Raw genomic sequence first — 19,644 nt, 5'->3', positions numbered from 1 at the left:
GCCACCATGGCCCAGGCCCTCAACCGGGCGCTGCGGGACGCCATGGCCGCCGACGACGACGTCCTGATGATGGGCGAGGACGTGGGCACCCTCGGCGGGGTCTTCCGCATCACCGACGGGCTGGCCGAGGAGTTCGGCCCCCAGCGGTGCGCCGACACCCCGCTCGCCGAGGCCGGCATCCTCGGCACCGCCGTGGGCATGGCGATGTACGGGATGCGGCCGGTGGTGGAGATGCAGTTCGACGCCTTCGCCTACCCCGCGTTCGAGCAACTCGTCTCCCACGTGGCCCGGATGCGCAACCGCACCCGGGGCCGGGTGCCCATGCCGATCACCATCCGCGTCCCCTACGGCGGCGGCATCGGCGGGGTGGAGCACCACAGCGACTCCTCCGAGGCGTACTACACCGCCACCCCGGGCCTGCACGTGGTCACCCCCGCCACCGTCGCCGACGCCTACGGGCTGCTGCGCCGCTCCATCGAGTCCGACGACCCGGTGGTGTTCCTGGAGCCCAAGCGGCTGTACTGGTCCAAGGCCGACTGGAACCCCGACTCCCCCGCCTCCGTGCCGGACATCGGCCACGCGCAGGTGCGCCGCCAGGGCACCTCGGCGACCCTCATCACCTACGGCCCCTCGGTCCCGGTCTGCCTGGAGGCGGCCGAGGCCGCCCGCGAGGAGGGCTGGGACCTGGAGGTGGTCGACCTGCGCACCCTGGTGCCCTTCGACCAGGACACCGTGATCGCCTCGGTGCGCCGCACCGGCCGTGCCGTGGTCGTCCACGAGGCCACCGGCTTCGGCGGCCCCGGAGCCGAGGTCGTCGCCCGGATCACCGAGCACTGTTTCCACTACCTGCACGCCCCCGTGCTGCGGGTCACCGGCTTCGACATCCCCTACCCGGCGCCGATGCTGGAGTCCCACCACCTTCCGGGTGTGGACCGGGTGCTCGACGCGGTGGCACGGTTGCAGTGGGAGAGCGACTGGGTGGAGGGGGCACGGCATGGCTGAGGTGCGGGAGTTCGCGCTGCCCGACCTGGGTGAGGGACTCACCGAGGCGATGATCGTCCGGTGGCTGGTCGAGGTCGGCGAGGTCGTGGTCATCGACCAGCCGGTGGTCGAGGTGGAAACCGCCAAGGCCATGGTGGAGGTGCCCTGTCCGCACGCCGGGGTGGTCACCGCCCGGTTCGGCGAGGAGGGGCAGGACATCCCGGTCGGCTCCCCCCTGGTCACGGTCGCCGTCGGCGCCACCACCGGCACCCCCGACCAGACGGCACCCCAGACGACACCGGGGGCGGCCCCCGAAGCGGCGTCTGCGGCGGCGCGGAACGGCGGCGTATCCGCGCCGGCGCCCGAGGAGGCCGTCAGCTCCGAGTACTCCGGCAACGTGCTGGTCGGATACGGCACCGGCAAGCCGGCCGCCCGCCGGCGCCGGGTGGAGCGGACCGCCGCCGTGGTCGCCAGGCCCCCCGCGCCCCCGGCACCCCGCCCGGAGGCGCCGCTCGGCACCGGCCGGCTCAACGGGGACACCGGGCACCGCAACGTACCGGTGATCTCCCCCCTGGTGCGCCGGCTGGCCCGGGAACACCAGGTGGACCTGACGACACTCACCGGCAGCGGCCCCGACGGGCTGATCCTGCGACGGGACGTGGAGGAGGCGGTACGCGCCGCCACCCGCCCCGCCACCCCGGCCGAGCCCGAGCGCCGGCCGACCCCCGGGGAGCAGCGGGTGCCGCTGCGCGGTGCCCTGGGCGTGGCCGCCGAACGGATGGCCCGCAGCCGGCGGGAGATCCCCGACGCCACCTGCTGGGTGGACGCCGACGCCACCGAACTGGTGCGGGTCCGCGCCGAGATGAACAGCGACCCGGCCCGGCCCAAGGTGTCGCTGCTGGCGCTGTTCGCCCGGATCAGCACCCTGGCCCTGGAGCGGTACCCGGCGCTCAACGCCACGGTCGACACCGAGCGCAACGAGATCGTCCGGCTGCCCGGGGTGCACCTGGGGTTCGCCGCCCAGACCGACCGTGGCCTGGTGGTTCCGGTGGTCAGGGACGCCCACGCCATGAACGCCGAGCGGCTGACCGAGGAGATGGGGCGGCTCACCGAGAAGGCCCGCTCCGGCGGCCTCGGGGTCACCGACCTCACCGGCGGCACCTTCACCCTCAACAACTACGGGGTGTTCGGCGTGGACGGCTCCACCCCGATCATCAACCACCCGGAGGCGGCCATGCTCGGCGTGGGCCGCATCGTCGACCGGCCCTGGGCGCACGAGGGCGAGCTGGCGCTGCGCAAGGTGGTGCAGCTGTCGTTCACCTTCGACCACCGGGTCTGTGACGGCGGCACCGCCGGGGGCTTCCTGCGGTTCGTGGCCGACTGCGTGGAACGACCTTCGTTGCTGCTTCGTTGCCTGTAGAGCGGGAGCCGATCCCGCCGACACGCAGTAGGGTCGTCCGCCCGCGCACCCGATGGGGGTCGTGTGCGTGGGGCGGCTTGGTGAGCACGCGTGGGGGCGCGCTCACCACGAACGCGTCGGTGTGCCGGCGCGTGGAGGAGAGCGAGGCGTCCGGTCACAAGGGGTGCGGACGCTCCGCCAGCCGCGTCCCGTGCGTACGGCCTGTGGGGGGCCCGTACGCACGGGACGCGTCCCTCTTCCACCCCCAGGGCGCGTCGTTCGGATCACCGCCAGGCGCGCGAGCGGCGTCACCGGGAGTGCCGCACCTCGTAGCGTTGTCTCGCCGTGGCGGTCGGGGTCGCCGATGCGCGACGTCGACTCCGCCTCGTTGTCCCCCAGGGCGCACCACACCAGAACGCGCTCACTGATCTCCCCACATCCCCACGACACACCCAGGGAGCCCGACTCCCCCGGCGGCGGTGCGCCCCGCACCGGCCCCCGGGCCGACCGGGAACCGTCGATGGTCATACTTGCCCCGTGGAACCCCTCTTCGACGTGCTGATCCTCGCCGGTGGCGCCGCCCGCAGACTGGACGGAGCGCACAAGCCGGCGCTCACCGTGGGGGGCCGCACCCTGTTGGACCGGGTGCTGGACGCCACCGGGGACGCCGAACGCACCGTGGTCGTCGGCCCACGGCAGCCCACCCGCAGGCCGGTGCGCTGGACCCAGGAGTCACCCCCCGGCGGGGGCCCGTTGGCCGCCGTACAGGCGGGGCTTGGCCACTGCCCCGGCGAGTGGCTGCTGCTGCTCTCCGCCGACCTGCCGTTCCTGAACCGGGAGACGGTGCGTGCCCTGGCCCCCGGCGGTGCGGGCACCGGGGACGGTACGGACGGGGCGTTGCTGCACGACGGACGGGACCAGCCCCTGGTGGGGATGTACCGAACCGAGGCGTTGCGGCACCAACTGGCCGTACTGGCGGGGGAGTTCGGCACCCTCGCCGGGCTGCCGCTACGGCTGCTCACCGACGAGCTGAGGCTGCGCCGGGTGCCGCCGCCGGCGCCGGAACAGACGTGGGACTGCGACACCTGGGAGGACCTGGGCGCGGCCCGCGTCAGGATCAGGGAGCATGAGCGGGTGCTGCACGAATGGATGACGGCCGCCAAGGCCGAACTGGGCGTGGAACTCGACGTCGACCTGGACGTCCTGCTGGACCTGGCGCGGGACGCGGCCCACTCGGTGGAGCGTCCGGCCGCCCCCCTGACCACCTTCCTGGTGGGCTACGCGGCTGCCCAGCGAGGCGGCTCGCCCGAGGACGTGGCCGAAGTGGCCCGCCGCGCCTCGGAGTTGGCCCGCCGGTGGGCGGACGAATGAACCCCGACGATCTGGACCAGGCCCTGGCGCTGGCCAACGGCTGGGGGCCGCGCCCCCACGGGTGGTCCGAGGGCCGGAGCCCCGCGCCCCCGCACGGCTCGGGCGGAGGTGCCGCCCCGACCGGTGGGGGCGCGGCGTCCGCGATCACCGACCTGGACTGGGGCCGGGCCCGCGTCCTGGCCCGACGGCTCGGCAGTCCCGCTCCCCCGGTGACCCTGCCGCTGGACGAGGCCCTGGACCAGCCGCTGGCCACCTCGTTGCCGGCCCTGAGCGACCTGCCCTCCTTCGACTCCTCCGCCATGGACGGCTGGGCGGTGTCCGGGCCGGGCCCCTGGCAGCTGGTGGGCGACTGGGTGCTGGCCGGAGCGGACGAGGGGCCGGCCCTGGCCGACGGGGAGGCGGTACCGATCGCCACCGGGGCGCGGATACCGGCCGGCGCCACCGCCGTGCTCCGCGCCGAACGGGGCGAGGTCGACGGGGAACGTCTGCGGGCCTTCCGTACCCCCCAACAGGGCGCCGACATCCGCCCGCGCGGGCAGGAGTGCCGTCGAGGTGAGTCGTTGCTGGCCGAGGGCACCCAGGTCACCCCGGCCGTACTGGGGTTGGCCTCGGCGGCCGGCTACGACCAGCTGACGGTACGGCCCCGACCCCGGGTCGAGGTACTGGTCCTGGGCGAGGAACTGTTGCGCCGGGGCCGCCCCCGGCAGGGCCGTATCCGGGACGCGCTGGGCCCGATGCTGGCCCCCTGGCTCCGGCGGCTGGGCGCCGAGGTGCTGGTCACCCGGCACCTGGGCGACGACCGGGAGGCGCTGCGGGAGGCGGTCGACACCAGCCGCGCCGACCTGCTGCTCACCACCGGGGGCACCGCGGCCGGCCCCCGGGACCACCTGCGCCCCGTCCTGGACGCGGTGGACGCCGCCCTGCTGGTGGACGGGGTACGGGTGCGGCCGGGGCATCCGATGCTGCTGGCCCAACTGCCCGGCGGGGTACCGCTGGTGGGGCTGCCCGGTAACCCCCTGGCGGCCGTCGCGGGGCTGCTGACCCTGGTGGAGCCCCTGCTGTTCGCTCTGGCCGGCCGACCCCAACCACCCCTGGTCGCCGCCCGGTTGGCCCGCCCGGCCACCGGCCACCCTCGGGATACCGTGCTGCTGCCGGTGGCCCTGGACCGGCCCGGGGGCGCACCGGGGGAGTCGGGTGACGCCTGGAGTGCGGAGTACCGGGCCGAGGGCGGGCCGGAGGAACGGCGGTTCGCCGAGCCGTTGGAGTTCGCCGGCCCGGCGATGCTGCGGGGCGTGGCCTCGGCGGACGGGCTCGCGGTCGTACCTCCGGGCGGTGCCGAGGCGGGAGGGACCGTGTACGTGAGGGAGGTGCCGTGGCGCGACTGAGGCGTACCCGGAACCGGCGGCCCACCGAGGTCGCGGTGGAGGACCAGACCTCCCGCAGCGTGCGGCTGCCCCACCGGTCGGCCGGGCCGCTGCGCCAGGTGGTCCGGCGGCTGTTGCTGGCGCTGCTGGTGATGGCGGTGACCGCGCTGCTGGTCTATGTGGAACGGGACGGATACCGGGACAACTACGACGGTTCGGTGTCCCTGCTGGACAGCGTCTACTACACCACCGTCACCCTCTCCACCACGGGCTACGGTGACATCGCGCCGGTCAGTGACAGCGCCCGGCTGTTCAACATCCTTCTGGTCACCCCGTTGAGGGTGCTGTTCCTCATCATCCTCGTCGGCACCACCCTGGAGGTGCTCACCGAGCGCACCAGGGAACAGTGGCGGCAGTCCCGCTGGAGGTCCCAGTTGCGTGATCACACCGTCATCGTCGGCTTCGGCACCAAGGGCCGTTCCGCCGCCCAGACCCTGATCTCCAGCGGACTGGTCAAGGAGCGCATCGTGGTGATCGACCCCAGCTCCAAGGCCGTGGAACTGGCCACCTCCGAGGGGTACGCGGCGGTGATGGGGGACGCCACCCGCTCCGGTGTGCTGCTGAGGGCCCAGGCGCAGCGGGCCAAGCAGATCGTCATCGCCACCCAGCGGGACGACACCGCCGTACTGGTCACCCTCACCGCCCGTCAGATCAACCCCCGCATCAAGATCGTCGCCGCGGTACGGGAGGAGGAGAACGCCCCCCTGCTGCGGCAGTCGGGCGCCGACTCGGTGATCACCAGTTCCAGCGCCGCCGGCCGGCTGCTGGGCGTCTCCACGGTCAGTCCCAGTGCCGGTTCGGTGATCGAGGACCTCATCCACCAGGGCAGCGGCCTCAACCTCAGCGAACGTCCGATCACCAAGGCGGAGGCCGGGCGTTCCCCACGGGAGTTGGAGGACCTGGTGGTCTCGGTCCTGCGGGGGCACCGCATCCTGGGCTTCGACGACCCGGAGGCGGCGACCCTCCAGCTCACCGACCGGGTGGTGGTGATCCGTCGGGCCCCGGAGAGCGAGGAGAGCGGCGCCGGTCATCCGCCTCGGGGCCAGGTCAACCCCCCTCGGGGCACCGCGAGTTGAGGCCGCGAACCTCTTGCGGGTGCCCACGCGCCCTCTGGCGGTTGCGCCCGGTGGGCGGCTTCCGACACGGCTGGCCCTTGCGACCGAGCGTCGTCGTGGCCGTCGTCGACGCCATCGGGAACCTCGCGCCATCGGACGCTGCACCTGCGTCTGGACGTGGCCCGAGTTGACGCCTCGCGGGGGCGTTCCCCGCTACGGCTTGTGGGGGTGAGCGGGCAACCCGCGCCCGGTGGGGGTGGCTGACGCCGGCTCAGGCGCCGTTCCGTGCCGGGCCCCGGCGCCAGGGGGTACGTCGGTCGAGCACCCGGCACGGAACGGGTTCCCGGACGGCGGCCTGCGCTGGCCGCTCAACCAGCGCACCGACCGGCCCCGTCCCTCGCCCACGGGGGTGCAGATCCCCGGGAGGACCATTCTGGCCCGAGGAGTCCGACGAAACCCCGTTCGCTCGGCGGTTTCGGACGATCCCACCATTCAGCGCCCCAACTCCACCGAAACCGGAGCCGGTTGACGCCCGTGACGGGTAAGGGTCAGGACGCCTTGAGGAGTTCGCCCTGCCGGTCGTCCCGCCACTTGAGGATCTTGTCGAAGGTGACCACGGCGCCGTTGCCCGGCAGGTTCTCGAAGCGCACGTGGTCGGCGAGGGACTCGATGAGGAACAGGCCACGGCCGTTCTCGCAGTCGGTGGCGCGTTCTATGGACGGGGGGCAGGGCAGCGGGGCACGGGGTGGATCGAAGCCCGGGCCCGCGTCCGTCACCTCGATACGGCAGAGGTCTCCCTCCACGTAGGCGCTGACCCGGTAGGCCTCGGAGTGTTCGCCGTTTCCGTGCTCCACCGCGTTGGCGCAGGCCTCACTGAGCGCCAGGGAGATTTCGTAGGAGATGTCGGGATCGACTCCGGCGGTTTCCATGGTGCCCAGCAGGAGCCTTCTGGCGAGGGGCACGCTCGCCGCCTCACGTCGCAAGTGGAGAGACCACCAGATGCTCATGCTCTTGCCTCCTGGCCACGGCTCGACGGCCGGCCCCACAGGGGCCACGTAGCCACATGGGTACCTATTGCCCCAGACCGGCGGGACTAAGCCCCCGGTATCCCGGTGTCCCCGGTTTGGGGGCACGAGCGTGTCCACCCGGAGTCCGTACCGTGATCGTCGTCCGGGAACCGGACCCTCCACCCTCGGTCGACAGGGGGCGGCGCCGAACGGTCCGGTGACGGGTGGGATGATGGCGCCGCCATGGCCGCTGGTGGGAGCTTCCGACTGCTACGGGCCGCGCTGTTCGCCGCGGCCTGCGTGGCGTTGTCCGCCGGCGCCCACCTGTTCGCCGGCGGAGACCTGGGGGTGTGGCCCCTGCTGTGGGGCACCCTGCTGGTCCTGGCGGTGGCCGTGCCCCTGGCCGGTCGGGAACGCGGAGGCCGGGGCATCTGCGCCGCCCTCGGAGCGAGCCAACTCGGGCTGCACCTGCTGTTCTCCCTGTGTTCCGGGGGTGCCCACACCGGTACCCACCCCGTCGACGAGGGCGAACGGCTACGACAGTTGGCCGCCACCCTGCTGTGCGACGAGCACCGGGCCGGCCCGTTGACCGAGGCCCGGGCCCGGCAGGTCGTCGCCGACGCCGGCCTGTCCCCCGACGTCGCCGGCCACGCGGGTCACCTCCAGGGCACCGGCGGATCCCCGGTGGACGGCGTGCTGCACGGCGCCCTGGAGCAGTTGGCCGACTGGCCGATGCTGCTCGCCCACCTGCTCGCCGCGTTGGCCGTGGGCTGGTTGGTGCGGCGCGGCGAGGTGGCGCTGTGGCGGCTGGTACGGGCCGCCGGTACGGGACTTGGGGCGGTCACCTCCTGGTGGGTGGCCGTGGTGTGGGCCCGGGGGCCGCTGACCCGCCCGCGCCCGATGTGGGTGGTCGCCGCCCCGGAACGGGCCGAGGCGAAGCGTCAGGTCCCCCTGTTGCGGCACGTGGTGAGCCGTAGGGGCCCACCGGGCGGGGACCGTTCCCCGTTCGACCTCGCGGCCTGAGGTCCATCCCGCTGTGGTGACGGCACCGGTGGGGTGGCCGCCGCGAGCGCGCCCCTGCGCGGGTGGGCCACCGGCCCGCCGAACCTCCCGTGCCGTCAAGTGGAGTGGAACCCGATGCATCAGTCCGTACGACGCCTGCTCGTGCTCGGCGGGGTCACCGTGACGGCCCTCACCCTGGGCACCGGCCCGGCCCTGGCGCACGTGAGCGTGCCCGAGACCGCCGAGCGGGGCGGCTATGGAACCGTCAACTTCAAGGTCCCCAACGAACGGGACAACGCCTCGACGGTGAAGGTCGAGGTCTTCCTGCCCAAGGAGCATCCGCTGGCCTCGGTCATGCCCCAGCCGGTACCGGGCTGGAAGGTGAAGGTCACCCAGTCCAAGCTGGACAAGCCCCTGGAGTCCCACGGGCGGAAGATCACCGAGGCGGCCAGCAGGATCGTGTGGAGCGGCGGGGAGATCAAGCCCGGCCAGTTCCAGCAGTTCCCGGTCTCCCTCGGCCAACTCCCCTCCAAGGGTGACCAGTTGGTGCTCAAGACCCTCCAGACGTACGACAACAAGGAGGTCGTGCGGTGGATCGAGGAGCCCAAGAAGGGGGAGAAGGAGCCGGAGACCCCGGCGCCGGTGCTGCGACTGACCGCCCCCGAGGAGGACGGTCACGGCGGCACCGCGCGACAGACCGACTCCAAGGACTCCGGGGACTCCGGCAAGGGCGACCAGGACCAGGCGGCGAAGTCCTCGGGCAGCGACACCACCGCCCGGGTGCTGGGCGTGGCGGGCATCGTGATCGGCGCCGCCGGGGTGGCCTTCGGCGCGCTGGCCGGACGGAGGCGTGGAGCATGACCCGGACCCTGCACCCCCGGGGTCGACGCACCGGCCGTACCCGTACCGCGCGGGCGGCGGTGGGCCTGGGCGCCCTGGCCGCCCTGCTGCTGACCGGCTGCGGCGGCTCGGACGGTGACTCCGACCAGCACGACCACGACGCGGCCAAGGTCGAGGGCGGCAGCTCGCCCAAGAAGGGTTCGGTGCTGGACCGCCCCTTCGAGAAGCCGGACCTGACGCTCACCGACACCACCGGTGAGGAGTACGACCTGATCGAGGCCACCAAGGGCCGGCCGACACTGCTGTACTTCGGCTACACCCACTGCCCGGACGTCTGCCCCCTCACCATGGGCAACATCGCGGTGGCCAAGTCCAAGCTGCCCAAGGCACAACAGAAGCGGCTGCGGGTGGTGTTCGTCACCTCGGACCCCAAGCGCGACACCCCCAGGGAACTGGGCAAGTGGCTACGCTCCCAGGACCCCTCCTTCGTCGGGCTCACCGGTGACTTCGACACCATCCAGGCCGGCGCCCGCAGTGTGGGCATCTCCATCGAGCCCTCGTACAAGAAGAAGAACGGGGACGTCGTCTCCACCCACGGGGCCCAGGTGCTGGCCTTCTCCCCGAAGGACGACCGGGCGCACGTGCTCTACGGCGAGAACGTGCCCGAGTCCACCTACACCAAGGACCTGCCCAGGCTGGTGAAGGGGGAGAACCCGTGACGGCAGTGCGTACCGCCCTGGTGGGCGCGCTGGTCGGGGTACTCGCCCTGGCCGGCTGCGGGTCCGAGGACTCGGGAGACGAGGCCAAGGCCGCGCCGGAACTGTCGGCGACCGGGGCCTACATGCCCCAGCCGCTCAACGACGAGATGGCCGGCGGCTTCCTGGTCCTGCGGAACAAGGGCGAGCGGGCCGACCGCCTGGTCGGCGCCCGCTCGAAGGTCGCCGGCAAGGTGGAGATCCACCGTACGGTCGACCAGCAGATGCAGCGGGTGAAGTCCCTGCCGGTACCCGCCGACGGGGAGTTGGCCCTCAAACGGGGTGGCAACCACCTGATGTTCCTCGACCTGAGGGACAAGCCCGTCAAGGGCGACAAGGTGACGGTGACCCTGCGCTTCGCCGAGTCCCGGCCGCTCACGGTGTCCATGCCGGTGCGGGCCACCAACCACATGCCCCACCACTAGGGAGCGACGTGAACCGGGGGTGAGCGGGCCCCGACGTCCCGCGCCTCAGCGGAAACCCGAGGCGCGGGACGTCCCCGGGACCGCTGCGCCAAGGGCCGACCGCGGTCCATCGAGGCGCGGCGTCGGGCCCGCTCACCCGCCACGTTCCGAACGCGCGCCCCTGGTACTTCCAAGGGAGAGAACGATGCCTGCCACCGCCACGGCAACGGGCCGTCGTGGAGCACCCCGCTGGTGGTGCGCCGCGCTGGTGACCGCGCTGTGCGCCCTGTGGGGCGTCCTCGGCACGGCCACCCCGGCCTCGGCGCACGCCGCGCTGACTGACAGCGACCCCAAGTCCGGGGCGGTGCTCAGCAGCGCGCCCCGACAGGTCACCCTGACGTTCTCCGAGGGGGTCTCGATCTCCGAGGGCGCGATCCGGGTGCTCGACCCCAGGGGCAAACGGGTCGACACCGGAGAGCTGCTCGACCTGTGCGGGGAGAACCTCGTCCGCTACGGCACCCCGCTGCACTCCGGCCTCCCCGACGGGACCTTCACCGTCGCCTGGCGGGCGGTGTCCGCCGACAGCCACCCGGTGTCCGGGGCGTTCACCTTCTCCATCGGCGCCCCCTCCAAGACCTCGGTGTCGGTCAGCGAGGAACCGGTGGGGAACGAGGGCCCGGTGGGCCTCACCTACGAAACGGCCCGCTACCTCGCCTACGGGGGCCTGACGGTCCTGGTCGGCGGAGCGTTCTTCGTACTGTTCTGCTGGCGCGAGGCCGCCGGCTCCCGACCGGTCCAGCGGCTGATCAGCGGAGGCTGGGTGACCCTCACCGGGGCCACGCTGCTGATGCTGCTGCTGCGTGACTCCTATACCGGGCAGGGCAGTTGGGGCGAGGTGTTCGACCCGGGCGGCCTCTCCCAGGTGATCGGCACCAAGACCGGCACCCTGCTGGTGAGCCGACTGCTGCTGCTGGGCGTGGCCGCGCTGTTCCTGGCCGTACTGTTCGGGCCGTTCGGCCGGGAACGGCCCGCCGAACGCCAACGTGAACTGGTGTGGGGGCTGAGCCTGGGCGGCGGGGTGCTGGCCACCGGGGTGGCCGGCACCTGGGCCATGGCCGAGCACGCCTCCACCGGTCCCCAGCCCGCCCTCGCCATGCCGATGTCCGTGCTCCACCTGCTGGCGGTGGCGGTCTGGCTGGGCGGACTGGCCACTCTGCTGCTCGCGCTGTACCGGCCCGAGGGCGCACCCTTCGCGGCGGTACGACGCTTCTCCGGCGCGGCCATGACGGCGGTCGCCGTACTGGTGGTCACCGGCGTCTACCAGTCCTGGCGGCAACTCGGCGGCTGGGGCACGCTCACCGGCACCCACTACGGGCGGCTGCTGCTGTGGAAGCTCGCCCTGCTGCTGCCGTTGCTGGTGCTGGCCTGGTACTCCCGTCGGGGCCTGGCCCGCTGGTTCGCCTCCACCACCTCTGACGTCCCCTCGGCTTCCGCCTCCGCCGCCTCCCTCCCCTCCGCCCAGCGGCTTCCCGCTCCGGTGCCGGCCACGGCCAACGCCGGTGTGGGGGACGGGGCACCACTCCCCGGTCAGCCCCCGGGGGATCACGCCTCCCCGGGCGGCGTCCCCGAGCCGGCACCCCCGGCCTTGGACGGTGCCACCCCGGGGGCGCGGGCCGAGAGCGGCCCCGCGCACCGGTCGCCCCGCTTGAACGGCGACGCCCCGGGGTTCCCGGTGAGGGGAGCCGCTTCCCGGGACAGCTCGGGGGGCGCCCCTGAGGAGGACGCTGCCGCTGGGGGTGGCTTTGAGGAGGATGCCGCTGGGTGCGGCTCGGCTGGGGATGCCGGGTCGGGGGGTGCCTCGGGTCGCGGTGCTCTTGGTGACGGCGACTTTGATGAGGGTGCCTTTGCGGACGGCCCTGAGCGCGGTGCCTCTGAGGGGGGTGCCGGTGCTGGTGAACGTGCCTCGGGAGAGGGCGCCGGAGCTGGGGGTGCCTCGGGTAGCGGTGTTCCAGCTGGGGGTGCCGACCTGGGGGGTGGGTCCTTGGAGGGGGACCACTCCGGGCGCGGTGCCTCTGAGGGGGCCGCCGGTGAGCGTGCCTCGGACGGTGACCCCGAGAGGGGGGACCGCGCGGCCGGGGGGCCGGTGACTGGTGGCCCCGTGACCGGGGGCTACGGGGCCCGTTCGGGGAAGCGGCCACCGACCTCGGGGGAGGGCCCGGGGGCTGACCGTACCGAGGAGGGGGAAGGCGAGGGCACTTCGCACCCCGACTCCTCCGAGGAGGGGGCCTCGCCCTCCGACTCCTCCGAGGTGGGGGAGGGCGACCCGGAACGGGCGGCGCAGCTGGCCCGACAGCGCGCCGCCGTGGAGCTGGCGCGGCGCCGCAGGGAGCGGGACGCCGACCCGATACGGGTACGGCTGCGGCGTACGGTGCTGGCCGAGGCCGTACTCGCCGCCGCCGTCCTGCTGGTCGCCACCCTGCTGACCGGCACCGAGCCGGCCCGTACCGAGGACGCCGCGCGGTCGGGGGACGCCCCCGCCGTGCCCAACCGCCCCATCAACGTGCGACTGCCCTTCGACACCTCGGGGCCCGGGGGCAAGGGGACCGCCGAGGTGAACCTGGACCCGGGGCGTAGCGGCGCCAACACCCTGCACCTCCGACTCACCGACCCCAGGGACAGGCCGTTGCGGATGCTGGAGCTGAAGGCCAGCCTCACCCAGAAGGACAAGGACATCGGCCCGTTGCCGGTCAGGTTGAAGTCCGAGGAGAAGGGCCACTGGAGCAGTCAGGGGCTGAGGCTGCCGGTCGCCGGCGACTGGGAGCTTGCCCTCACCCTCCGCAGCTCGGAGATCGAGCAGGTCACCGAGACCCGGAAGCTCACCATCGGCTGAGCGGCACGACAAGGACAACCACCCATGGACGAGCGACACCTCTCCCGCCGACGCCTGTTGGGAACCGTCGGGGCCACCGGAGCGGCCGGTGTGGCCCTGGGCGCCACCGGCGGCGCTCTGGTGGCCCACGCCCAGGACGGCGAGCCGGCGACCGAGTTGGCCAGTGTGGGCGCGACCCGGGTGCCCTTCCACGGGCGCCGGCAGAGCGGGATCACCACCCCCCAGCAGGCGTACGCCCATCTCGCGGCCTTCGACCTCAAGCCCGGGACCGGACGGAGGCAGGCCGCCGCGCTGATGCGCCGCTGGTCCCGTACGGCCGCCGAGCTGATGGCCGGGAGGGAGCCGGAGGGGGACAGCGGGGTGGCCCGCGACGCCGGACCCTGTTCGCTGAGCGTGACCTTCGGTTTCGGGCGGAGCTTCTTCGGGCGCACCGGGCTGAAGGCCCAACTGCCGCGTCAGCTGGCCCCGTTGCCGGAGTTCTCCATGGACCAGCTGGACCGTGACCGTTCCGAGGGCGACCTGTGGGTGCAGATCGGCGCCATGGACGGGCTGGTGGCCTTCCACGCGCTGCGGGTCCTTCAGCGGCAGGCCGCCGGGTACGCCGGACTCCGCTGGCAGATGAGCGGTTTCCACCGCTCCCCCGGCGCCACCGCCCAGCCGATGACCGGCCGCAACCTGATGGGCCAGGTGGACGGGACCAACAACCCCAAGCCCGAGGAGAAGGACTTCGACCGCCGGATCTTCGTGCCGTCCGACGGCCAGCCGTCCTGGATGGCGCAGGGTTCCTACGCGGTCTTCCGCCGCATCCACATGCTGCTGGACGACTGGGAGAAGAAGCCGCTGGCCGCACAGGAGAGGGTGATCGGTCGGCGGAAGTCCGACGGCGCCCCGCTGTCGGGTGGCGAGGAGGACACCGAGGTCGACCTGGACAAGAGGGTGGACGGGGAGCTGGTGATCGCGGCCAACGCCCACGTGCGGGTGACCGCGCCGGAGAGCAACGGCGGCGCGGCGATGCTGCGGCGCTCCTTCTCGTATCACGACGGCTTCCGTTCGGACGGCTCCCCGGACGCCGGGTTGCTGTTCGTGGCATGGCAGGCGGACCCCCTCAAGGGCTTCGTACCGGTGCAGCGGAAGCTGGACCGGGGGGACGCGCTGTCCCCCTTCATCCGGCACGAGGCCAGCGGACTGTTCGCGGTGCCCGGGGGTGCCGCCTCGGGGGAGTACGTGGGGCAGGCGCTGTTGGAGGGCTGACCCCGATGGGGCCCTGCCGGAGTCGCCCGGGGCGGGACCCGGGTGCGCTTCGGGACGGGGCGGCTGCCCACCCAGTGAGACGGGTCGGTCGATGTCGCTGGTGGGACTACTGTGGCCACATGTCAGTGAGCCGCTATACCTATCTGGGCCCGGAAGGGACGTTCACCGAGGCAGCCCTGCGTACGCTGCCGGAGGCCGCGACCCGGGAGCTGCTGCCCATGGTGTCGGTGGCCGCCACCCTGGACGCGGTCCGTGGAGGTCAGGCGGCGGCGGCCCTGGTACCCATCGAGAACTCGGTGGAGGGCGGGGTCACCACGACTCTGGACGAGCTGGCCCGGGGCGAGCCGCTGGTCATCTACCGCGAGGTGCTGCTGCCGATCTCCTTCGCGCTGCTGGTGCGTCCCGGAACGAAGCTGGAGGACGTCAAGACCGTCACCGGCCATCCGGTGGCCCAGCCGCAGGTGCGGAACTGGTTGGGCAGCCATCTCCCGGACGCGCACTGGGAGTCGGCGGCCTCCAACGCGGACGGCGCCCGGCTGGTGCAGGAGGGGCGTTTCGACGCGGCCTTCGCCGGGGAGTTCGCGGCGGCCACCTACGGGCTGGAGGCCCTGGTGACCGACATCCACGACGCCCACAACGCCACCACCCGCTTCGTGCTGGTGGGGCGCCCGGCCCGGCCGGCGGCCCCCACGGGTGCGGACAAGACCTCGGTGGTGATGTGGCTGCGCGAGGACCACTCCGGTGCGCTGCTGGAGCTGTTGCAGGAGTTCGCCTCCCGTGGCGTCAACATGATGAGGATCGAGTCCCGCCCCACGGGGGAGGGCATCGGACGCTACTGCTTCTCGGTGGACTGCGAGGGCCATGTCACCGACCGTCGGGTGGGTGAGGTCCTGATGGGGCTGAAGCGGGCCTGTGCCCAGGTCCGGTTCCTGGGCTCCTATCCGCGCGCCGACGCGGTGGCACCCCAGCTTCGTGAGGGCACCTCGGACAAGGCGTTCGAGGAGGCCTCGGACTGGCTGAACCGCTGCATGGACGGGCGTGCCTGAGCGGTCGGTGGGACCGGCCGTCAGTGGTGGGCGCCCGGTCCGGCGTACCGTCCGGGGGCTGTGACCAGGGGCGGTTTCTCTCCCGAATCGAGTTGTCCACAGGGTGCGTGGAGGCTGTGAATAACTTGTCGTCAAATCCGGCGTACGACGTGAATGCCGCGAAAGGTGACGTGTGCGGCGAACCGGCGAGCATACTCCGGGTGGCGTGACCCTGGGTGTCCGTCGGGTTTCGTCGGGCAATTCTCCCTGGAACAGGGCATAGCGACAGGGGAAACGGCCCAAGAACTTCCGCCCCCACCCCCGCTCACCACGGCTTCTCCCGGTCGGCCGGGGCGGGCCCGCCCGCCACCCCCAGCCTGTGGATAACTTGCCGTAATCCTCACCCCCCTGTGGACAGAAGTCCCTCCGTGCGGACCTCATGGGGGCAACGTCCCTGGTCGAACGGCGGACCCGGCCAGGTGTGCCGGGCACCCGGCGCCCCACTCGTCGCGTATCTCTCATCAACCTGTGCACTCCCCTCGTGTCTCTCGTCCTGCCGTGGCTCTCGCCGTCCCGTCGGAGTCGCCTCGGCGCCCACCCGGGCTGAGTCCGTGCCGACCCCGAGCGACCCCGGCTCCGGCCGAGCCGGCCCCGTGGAGCACCCGGGCTGAGCCCGTGCCGACCCCGAGCGACCCCGGCTCCGGCCGAGCCGGCCCCGTGGCCCACCCGGGCCGGACCCCGGTCGCCGGCCGCGCCGAGGCGCCGCCTCCCGGAAGGCGCTGACGCCCCGTCCGGGCGGCCCTCACCCTGTAGACGCTCCAGCGCCCCTTCTTGTGAGGTCGGCTGTTCTGTGGGGACCGCTGTGTGAGGTCCGCCTCGGCGGAACCACCCCGGCAGTTCCGCCCCCGGTGGGCCGGCGTGGGGCAACCGGCCCACCGGGCACGGTCGGTGGGGTTCGAGAGGGCCGAGGGGCTCGGGGTGACGTACGGCGGACTCCGTCCACCGCCAGATCTGGCGGTCGGCGGCGCCCGGTACCCTGTCGCTCGTGATTGACCTTCGCCAGCTCCGTGAGGACCCCGACCGCGTACGCGCCTCCCAGCGCGCCCGAGGAGAGGACGTCGCCCTCGTCGACTCCCTCCTGGAGGCCGACGAACGACGTAGGTCCTCCTCCACCCGCTTCGACGAACTGCGTGCCGAACAGAAGCAGTTGGGCAAGCAGATCCCCAGGGCACAGGGTGAGGAGAAGACCGAGCTGCTGAAGCGGGCCGGCGAGCTGTCCGCCGCCGTCAAGGCCGCCGACGCCGCCCAGGACGAGGCCGCCGAGGAGGCCGAGCAGCTGCTCAGGAAGCTGGGCAACCTGGTGCACCCCGAGGTGCCAGTCGGTGGCGAGGAGGACTTCACGGTCCTGGAGACCCACGGCCAGGCCCGGGACTTCGACGCCGAGGGCTTCACCCCGCGCGACCACCTGGAACTCGGCCAGCTGCTCGGCGCCATCGACACCGAACGCGGCGCCAAGGTCTCCGGCTCCCGCTTCTACTACCTCACCGGCGTCGGCGCCCTGCTGGAACTGGCCCTGGTCAACGCGGCCCTGGCCCAGGCCACCGCGGCCGGCTTCACCCCCATGCTGACCCCCGCCCTGGTCAAGCCGCAGGCCATGGAGGGCACCGGCTTCCTGGGGCAGGCCGCGCAGGACGTCTACCACCTGGAACAGGACGACCTGTACCTGGTCGGCACCTCCGAAGTGCCCCTCGCCGCCTACCACATGGACGAGATCGTCGAGGCCGAGCGGCTGCCGCTGCGCTACGCCGGGTTCTCCCCCTGCTTCCGCCGCGAGGCGGGCTCCTACGGCAAGGACACCCGGGGCATCTTCCGGGTGCACCAGTTCGACAAGGTGGAGATGTTCTCCTTCACCAACCCGGAGGACGCCGAGGAGGAGCACCGCCGACTGCTGGAGTGGGAGAAGCAGTGGCTGACCTCCCTGGAGCTGCCGTTCCAGGTGATCGACGTGGCCTCCGGTGACCTGGGCGCCTCCGCCTCCCGGAAGTACGACTGCGAGGCGTGGATCCCCACCCAGGGGAAGTACCGCGAGCTGACCTCCGCCTCCAACTGCGACTCCTTCCAGGCCCGCAGGCTGGCCGTACGGATGCGGGACGGCAAACGGACCCGCCCGCTGGCCACCCTGAACGGCACCCTCTGCGCCGTACCCCGCACCATCGTGGCCCTGTTGGAGAACCACCAGCGGGAGGACGGTTCGGTACGGGTGCCCGAGGCGCTCCGCCCCTACCTGGGGGGTCGTGAACTGCTGGAGCCGGTGGCGCCGTGACGGACACCGTGCCCGCGACCGGGGCCGCCCCGGTGGACGGTTTCCCCTACGCCCTGGTCGCCACCGACCTGGACGGCACCCTGCTGCGGACGGACCACAGCGTGTCCCCGCGCGCCCGCGAGGCGCTGGCGGAGGTCGTGCGTCGGGGAGCCACCCACGTGGTGGTGACCGGGCGCGGGGCCGCGGTGACCGAACCGGTGCTGCGTGAGCTGGGGTACGAGGGACTGGCGGTGTGCGGGCAGGGCGCCCAGCTCTACCACGCCGGCGAACGACGGCTGTTGACCTCCCTCACCCTGGACCGTGGCGTGGCCCGGGCGGCCCTGACCAGGGTCCAGGAGGAGCTGGGCACCCTGATGGTGTCCGCCTCCCGGGACGGCCTGGCCGGCGAGGTCGTCCAGGAACCGGACTTCCGTACGCTGGGCCCGCTCGCGGTGCGGGTGGTCCCCCGGGAGGAGTTGCTGGACGAGCCGGTGACCAAGCTGTACGTGCAGCACCCCCGGCTGTCCGACGAGGTGTTGGCGAAGTCCTGCCAGAAGCTGGTCGGCGACCTGGTGACCGTGGTGCTGTCCGGCCCGGACATCGTGGAGCTGCTGCCGCTGGGGCTGACCAAGGCCTCGGGGATGTCGCTGGTGACCCGGCGGCTCGGCCTGCGGGGAGCCCGCAGCATCGCCTTCGGGGACATGCCCAACGACGTGCCCCTGCTGGGCTGGGCCAGCCACGGGGTGGCGATGGGCGGCGCCCACCAGGAGCTGCTGTCGGTGGCCGACGAGGTCACGGCCACCAACGACGAGGACGGCGTGGCCCTGGTGCTCGAACGGCTGCTGTCGGAGGCCTGAACCGGGCGGCCGTCCGGCCACCGGAGGCCGAAGCTCAGCCGTCGTCCGCCTCGTGCCACAGCGCCACCTCCCGGGCCATCCGGGCCAGTTCGGTACGTACCCACGCCGGGTGCAGCACCCGTACGTCGGTGCCGAACTGGAGGAGCTGGCGCACCGCGGGGCGCGCGGGGTAGGCCAGCTCCACGGTCACCCACTCCCCGTCGGGGGTGGCGGCGTCCTCCTCGTCCGGTGGCGGGCCGGTCAGGATGGAGCCGACGATGCGGCGGAACCGGCCCAGCCGGTCACGCCGCACCCGCGCCCGTACCGTGACCTCCACCGGGCGGTCCTCCACGCGCCGCCTCAACCCCGCCCACACCTCGGCCAGTTCGACACCGGTACGCCGCCGCACCGGTTCGGCCAGCACGGTGGCCCGGTGCACCCGGTCGGCCCGGAACAGCTGGGGCCGCCCCCGCCGGTCCGCGACCAGGTACCAGTGACCCGACTTGGACACCAGCCCGTACGGGTCCACGGTGTACTGGCGCGGCGCGGGGTCCCCGCTGTGCTGGTACCGCAGACGGAGCCGCCGGTCCGCGAACACGGCGTGGTGCAGGGGGTCCAGGTCCACCGTGGCCCGGGGGCCGGACAACCAGCGGTCCGGGTCGATCAGGATGCGCTGGCTGGTGCGTTCGGCCGCCTCCCGGTGGGGCGCCGGCTGGTCCGGCAGCGCCGCCATCACCTTGCGCAGCGCCGACCCGAGGGCGTCCCGCAGCCCCAGCGCCCCGTGGGTGGCCTCGCCGGCCAGGACGAACAGGGCGCGGGTCTCGTCGGTGGTGAGTCCGGTGACGTCGGTGCGGAACCCGGGCAGCAGGGCGATGCCCCCACCTCGGCCACGGTCCGCGTACACCGGTACCCCGGCGGCGGAGAGGGCGTCCACGTCCCGGTAGATGGTGCGGGTGGACACCTCCAGCCTGCGGGCCAGTTCGGGGGCGGTCACCCGCCCCCGGGTCTGGAGCAACAGCAGTACGGACAGCAGCCGGTCGGACCTCACCCCACCAGGCTGCCCCACACCCGCCCGGCCCCGCGCGGCGAGCCCCTCCACGGG

Annotated in this window: 16 protein-coding genes; 14 read left to right on the top strand and 2 right to left on the bottom strand. The window is 73.1% G+C overall.

Going from position 1 to position 19,644, the window contains the following annotated elements; genetic code table 11:
- The first annotated feature begins 6 nt into the window (after window positions 1-6).
- The 5 genes from ABZT14_RS10925 to ABZT14_RS10905 all read left to right on the top strand — a co-directional run bounded on the left by ABZT14_RS10925 (window position 7) and on the right by ABZT14_RS10905 (window position 6,251).
- On the top strand, window positions 7-1,002 hold the full coding sequence (locus ABZT14_RS10925; RefSeq protein ID WP_356300150.1) for an alpha-ketoacid dehydrogenase subunit beta: 996 nt from the start codon (window positions 7-9) through the stop codon (window positions 1,000-1,002).
- A complete protein-coding gene (locus tag ABZT14_RS10920; protein ID WP_356299542.1) occupies window positions 995-2,401 on the top strand; it encodes a dihydrolipoamide acetyltransferase family protein in 1,407 nt (468 codons plus the stop codon). Before ABZT14_RS10925 ends, ABZT14_RS10920 begins: the two co-directional genes overlap by 8 nt.
- 516 nt (window positions 2,402-2,917) lie before the next feature.
- The gene (locus ABZT14_RS10915; protein ID WP_356299541.1) at window positions 2,918-3,751 is read left to right on the top strand and encodes an NTP transferase domain-containing protein; all 834 of its coding nucleotides are present in this window, start codon (window positions 2,918-2,920) and stop codon (window positions 3,749-3,751) included.
- On the top strand, window positions 3,748-5,136 hold the full coding sequence (locus ABZT14_RS10910; RefSeq protein ID WP_356299540.1) for a molybdopterin molybdotransferase MoeA: 1,389 nt from the start codon (window positions 3,748-3,750) through the stop codon (window positions 5,134-5,136). The genes ABZT14_RS10915 and ABZT14_RS10910 overlap by 4 nt, the downstream gene beginning before the upstream one ends.
- A gap of 35 nt (window positions 5,137-5,171) precedes the next feature.
- Window positions 5,172-6,251, top strand: a complete 1,080-nt coding sequence (locus ABZT14_RS10905; RefSeq protein WP_356300147.1) for a potassium channel family protein — start codon at window positions 5,172-5,174, stop codon at window positions 6,249-6,251.
- 527 nt (window positions 6,252-6,778) lie between these two features.
- Here ABZT14_RS10905 and ABZT14_RS10900 read toward each other — a convergent pair.
- On the bottom strand, window positions 6,779-7,237 hold the full coding sequence (locus tag ABZT14_RS10900) for an ATP-binding protein (protein WP_356299539.1): 459 nt from the start codon (window positions 7,235-7,237) through the stop codon (window positions 6,779-6,781).
- A 243-nt stretch (window positions 7,238-7,480) separates the two neighbouring features.
- On the opposite strand from ABZT14_RS10900, the gene ABZT14_RS10895 reads away from it, so the two are divergent.
- From ABZT14_RS10895 to ABZT14_RS10855, 9 genes are all read left to right on the top strand, one after another.
- Window positions 7,481-8,260, top strand: a complete 780-nt coding sequence (locus tag ABZT14_RS10895) for a hypothetical protein (RefSeq protein WP_356299538.1) — start codon at window positions 7,481-7,483, stop codon at window positions 8,258-8,260.
- Window positions 8,261-8,374: 114 nt separating this feature from the next.
- A complete protein-coding gene (locus ABZT14_RS10890; RefSeq protein ID WP_356299537.1) occupies window positions 8,375-9,100 on the top strand; it encodes a YcnI family protein in 726 nt (241 codons plus the stop codon).
- Window positions 9,097-9,798 carry an SCO family protein gene (locus ABZT14_RS10885; protein WP_356299535.1) on the top strand — a complete coding sequence of 234 codons (702 nt, stop codon included), beginning with the start codon at window positions 9,097-9,099 and terminating at the stop codon, window positions 9,796-9,798. Before ABZT14_RS10890 ends, ABZT14_RS10885 begins: the two co-directional genes overlap by 4 nt.
- Window positions 9,795-10,259: a copper chaperone PCu(A)C gene (locus tag ABZT14_RS10880; RefSeq protein WP_356299533.1), complete on the top strand. Its 465-nt coding sequence runs from the start codon at window positions 9,795-9,797 to the stop codon at window positions 10,257-10,259. The genes ABZT14_RS10885 and ABZT14_RS10880 overlap by 4 nt, the downstream gene beginning before the upstream one ends.
- Before the next feature lie 184 nt (window positions 10,260-10,443).
- Entirely contained in the window at window positions 10,444-13,128 is a 2,685-nt protein-coding gene (locus ABZT14_RS10875; protein ID WP_356299531.1) for a copper resistance protein CopC, read from the top strand.
- A gap of 24 nt (window positions 13,129-13,152) precedes the next feature.
- The gene (efeB, locus tag ABZT14_RS10870; RefSeq protein WP_356299529.1) at window positions 13,153-14,379 is read left to right on the top strand and encodes an iron uptake transporter deferrochelatase/peroxidase subunit; all 1,227 of its coding nucleotides are present in this window, start codon (window positions 13,153-13,155) and stop codon (window positions 14,377-14,379) included.
- Window positions 14,380-14,498: 119 nt separating this feature from the next.
- Window positions 14,499-15,425, top strand: a complete 927-nt coding sequence (gene pheA / locus ABZT14_RS10865; protein WP_356299528.1) for a prephenate dehydratase — start codon at window positions 14,499-14,501, stop codon at window positions 15,423-15,425.
- Between the two features lie 1,024 nt (window positions 15,426-16,449).
- Window positions 16,450-17,727 (top strand): serine--tRNA ligase, encoded by a 1,278-nt coding sequence (serS, locus tag ABZT14_RS10860; protein ID WP_356299526.1) that lies wholly within the window; start codon window positions 16,450-16,452, stop codon window positions 17,725-17,727.
- Window positions 17,724-18,563: an HAD family hydrolase gene (locus ABZT14_RS10855; RefSeq protein WP_356299524.1), complete on the top strand. Its 840-nt coding sequence runs from the start codon at window positions 17,724-17,726 to the stop codon at window positions 18,561-18,563. Before serS ends, ABZT14_RS10855 begins: the two co-directional genes overlap by 4 nt.
- A gap of 34 nt (window positions 18,564-18,597) precedes the next feature.
- Here the strand turns inward: ABZT14_RS10855 and ABZT14_RS10850 are convergent, their stop codons facing one another.
- Window positions 18,598-19,590: a YafY family protein gene (locus ABZT14_RS10850; protein WP_356299523.1), complete on the bottom strand. Its 993-nt coding sequence runs from the start codon at window positions 19,588-19,590 to the stop codon at window positions 18,598-18,600.
- Between the last annotated feature and the right edge of the window lie 54 nt (window positions 19,591-19,644).

Source organism: Streptomyces sp. NPDC005438 (genome assembly GCF_040606315.1).
In the GTDB taxonomy this organism is placed as follows: Bacteria; Actinomycetota; Actinomycetes; order Streptomycetales; family Streptomycetaceae; genus Streptomyces.
Note: the sequence above shows the minus strand (reverse complement) of the source record. Positions and strands in the feature narration are given on the sequence as shown.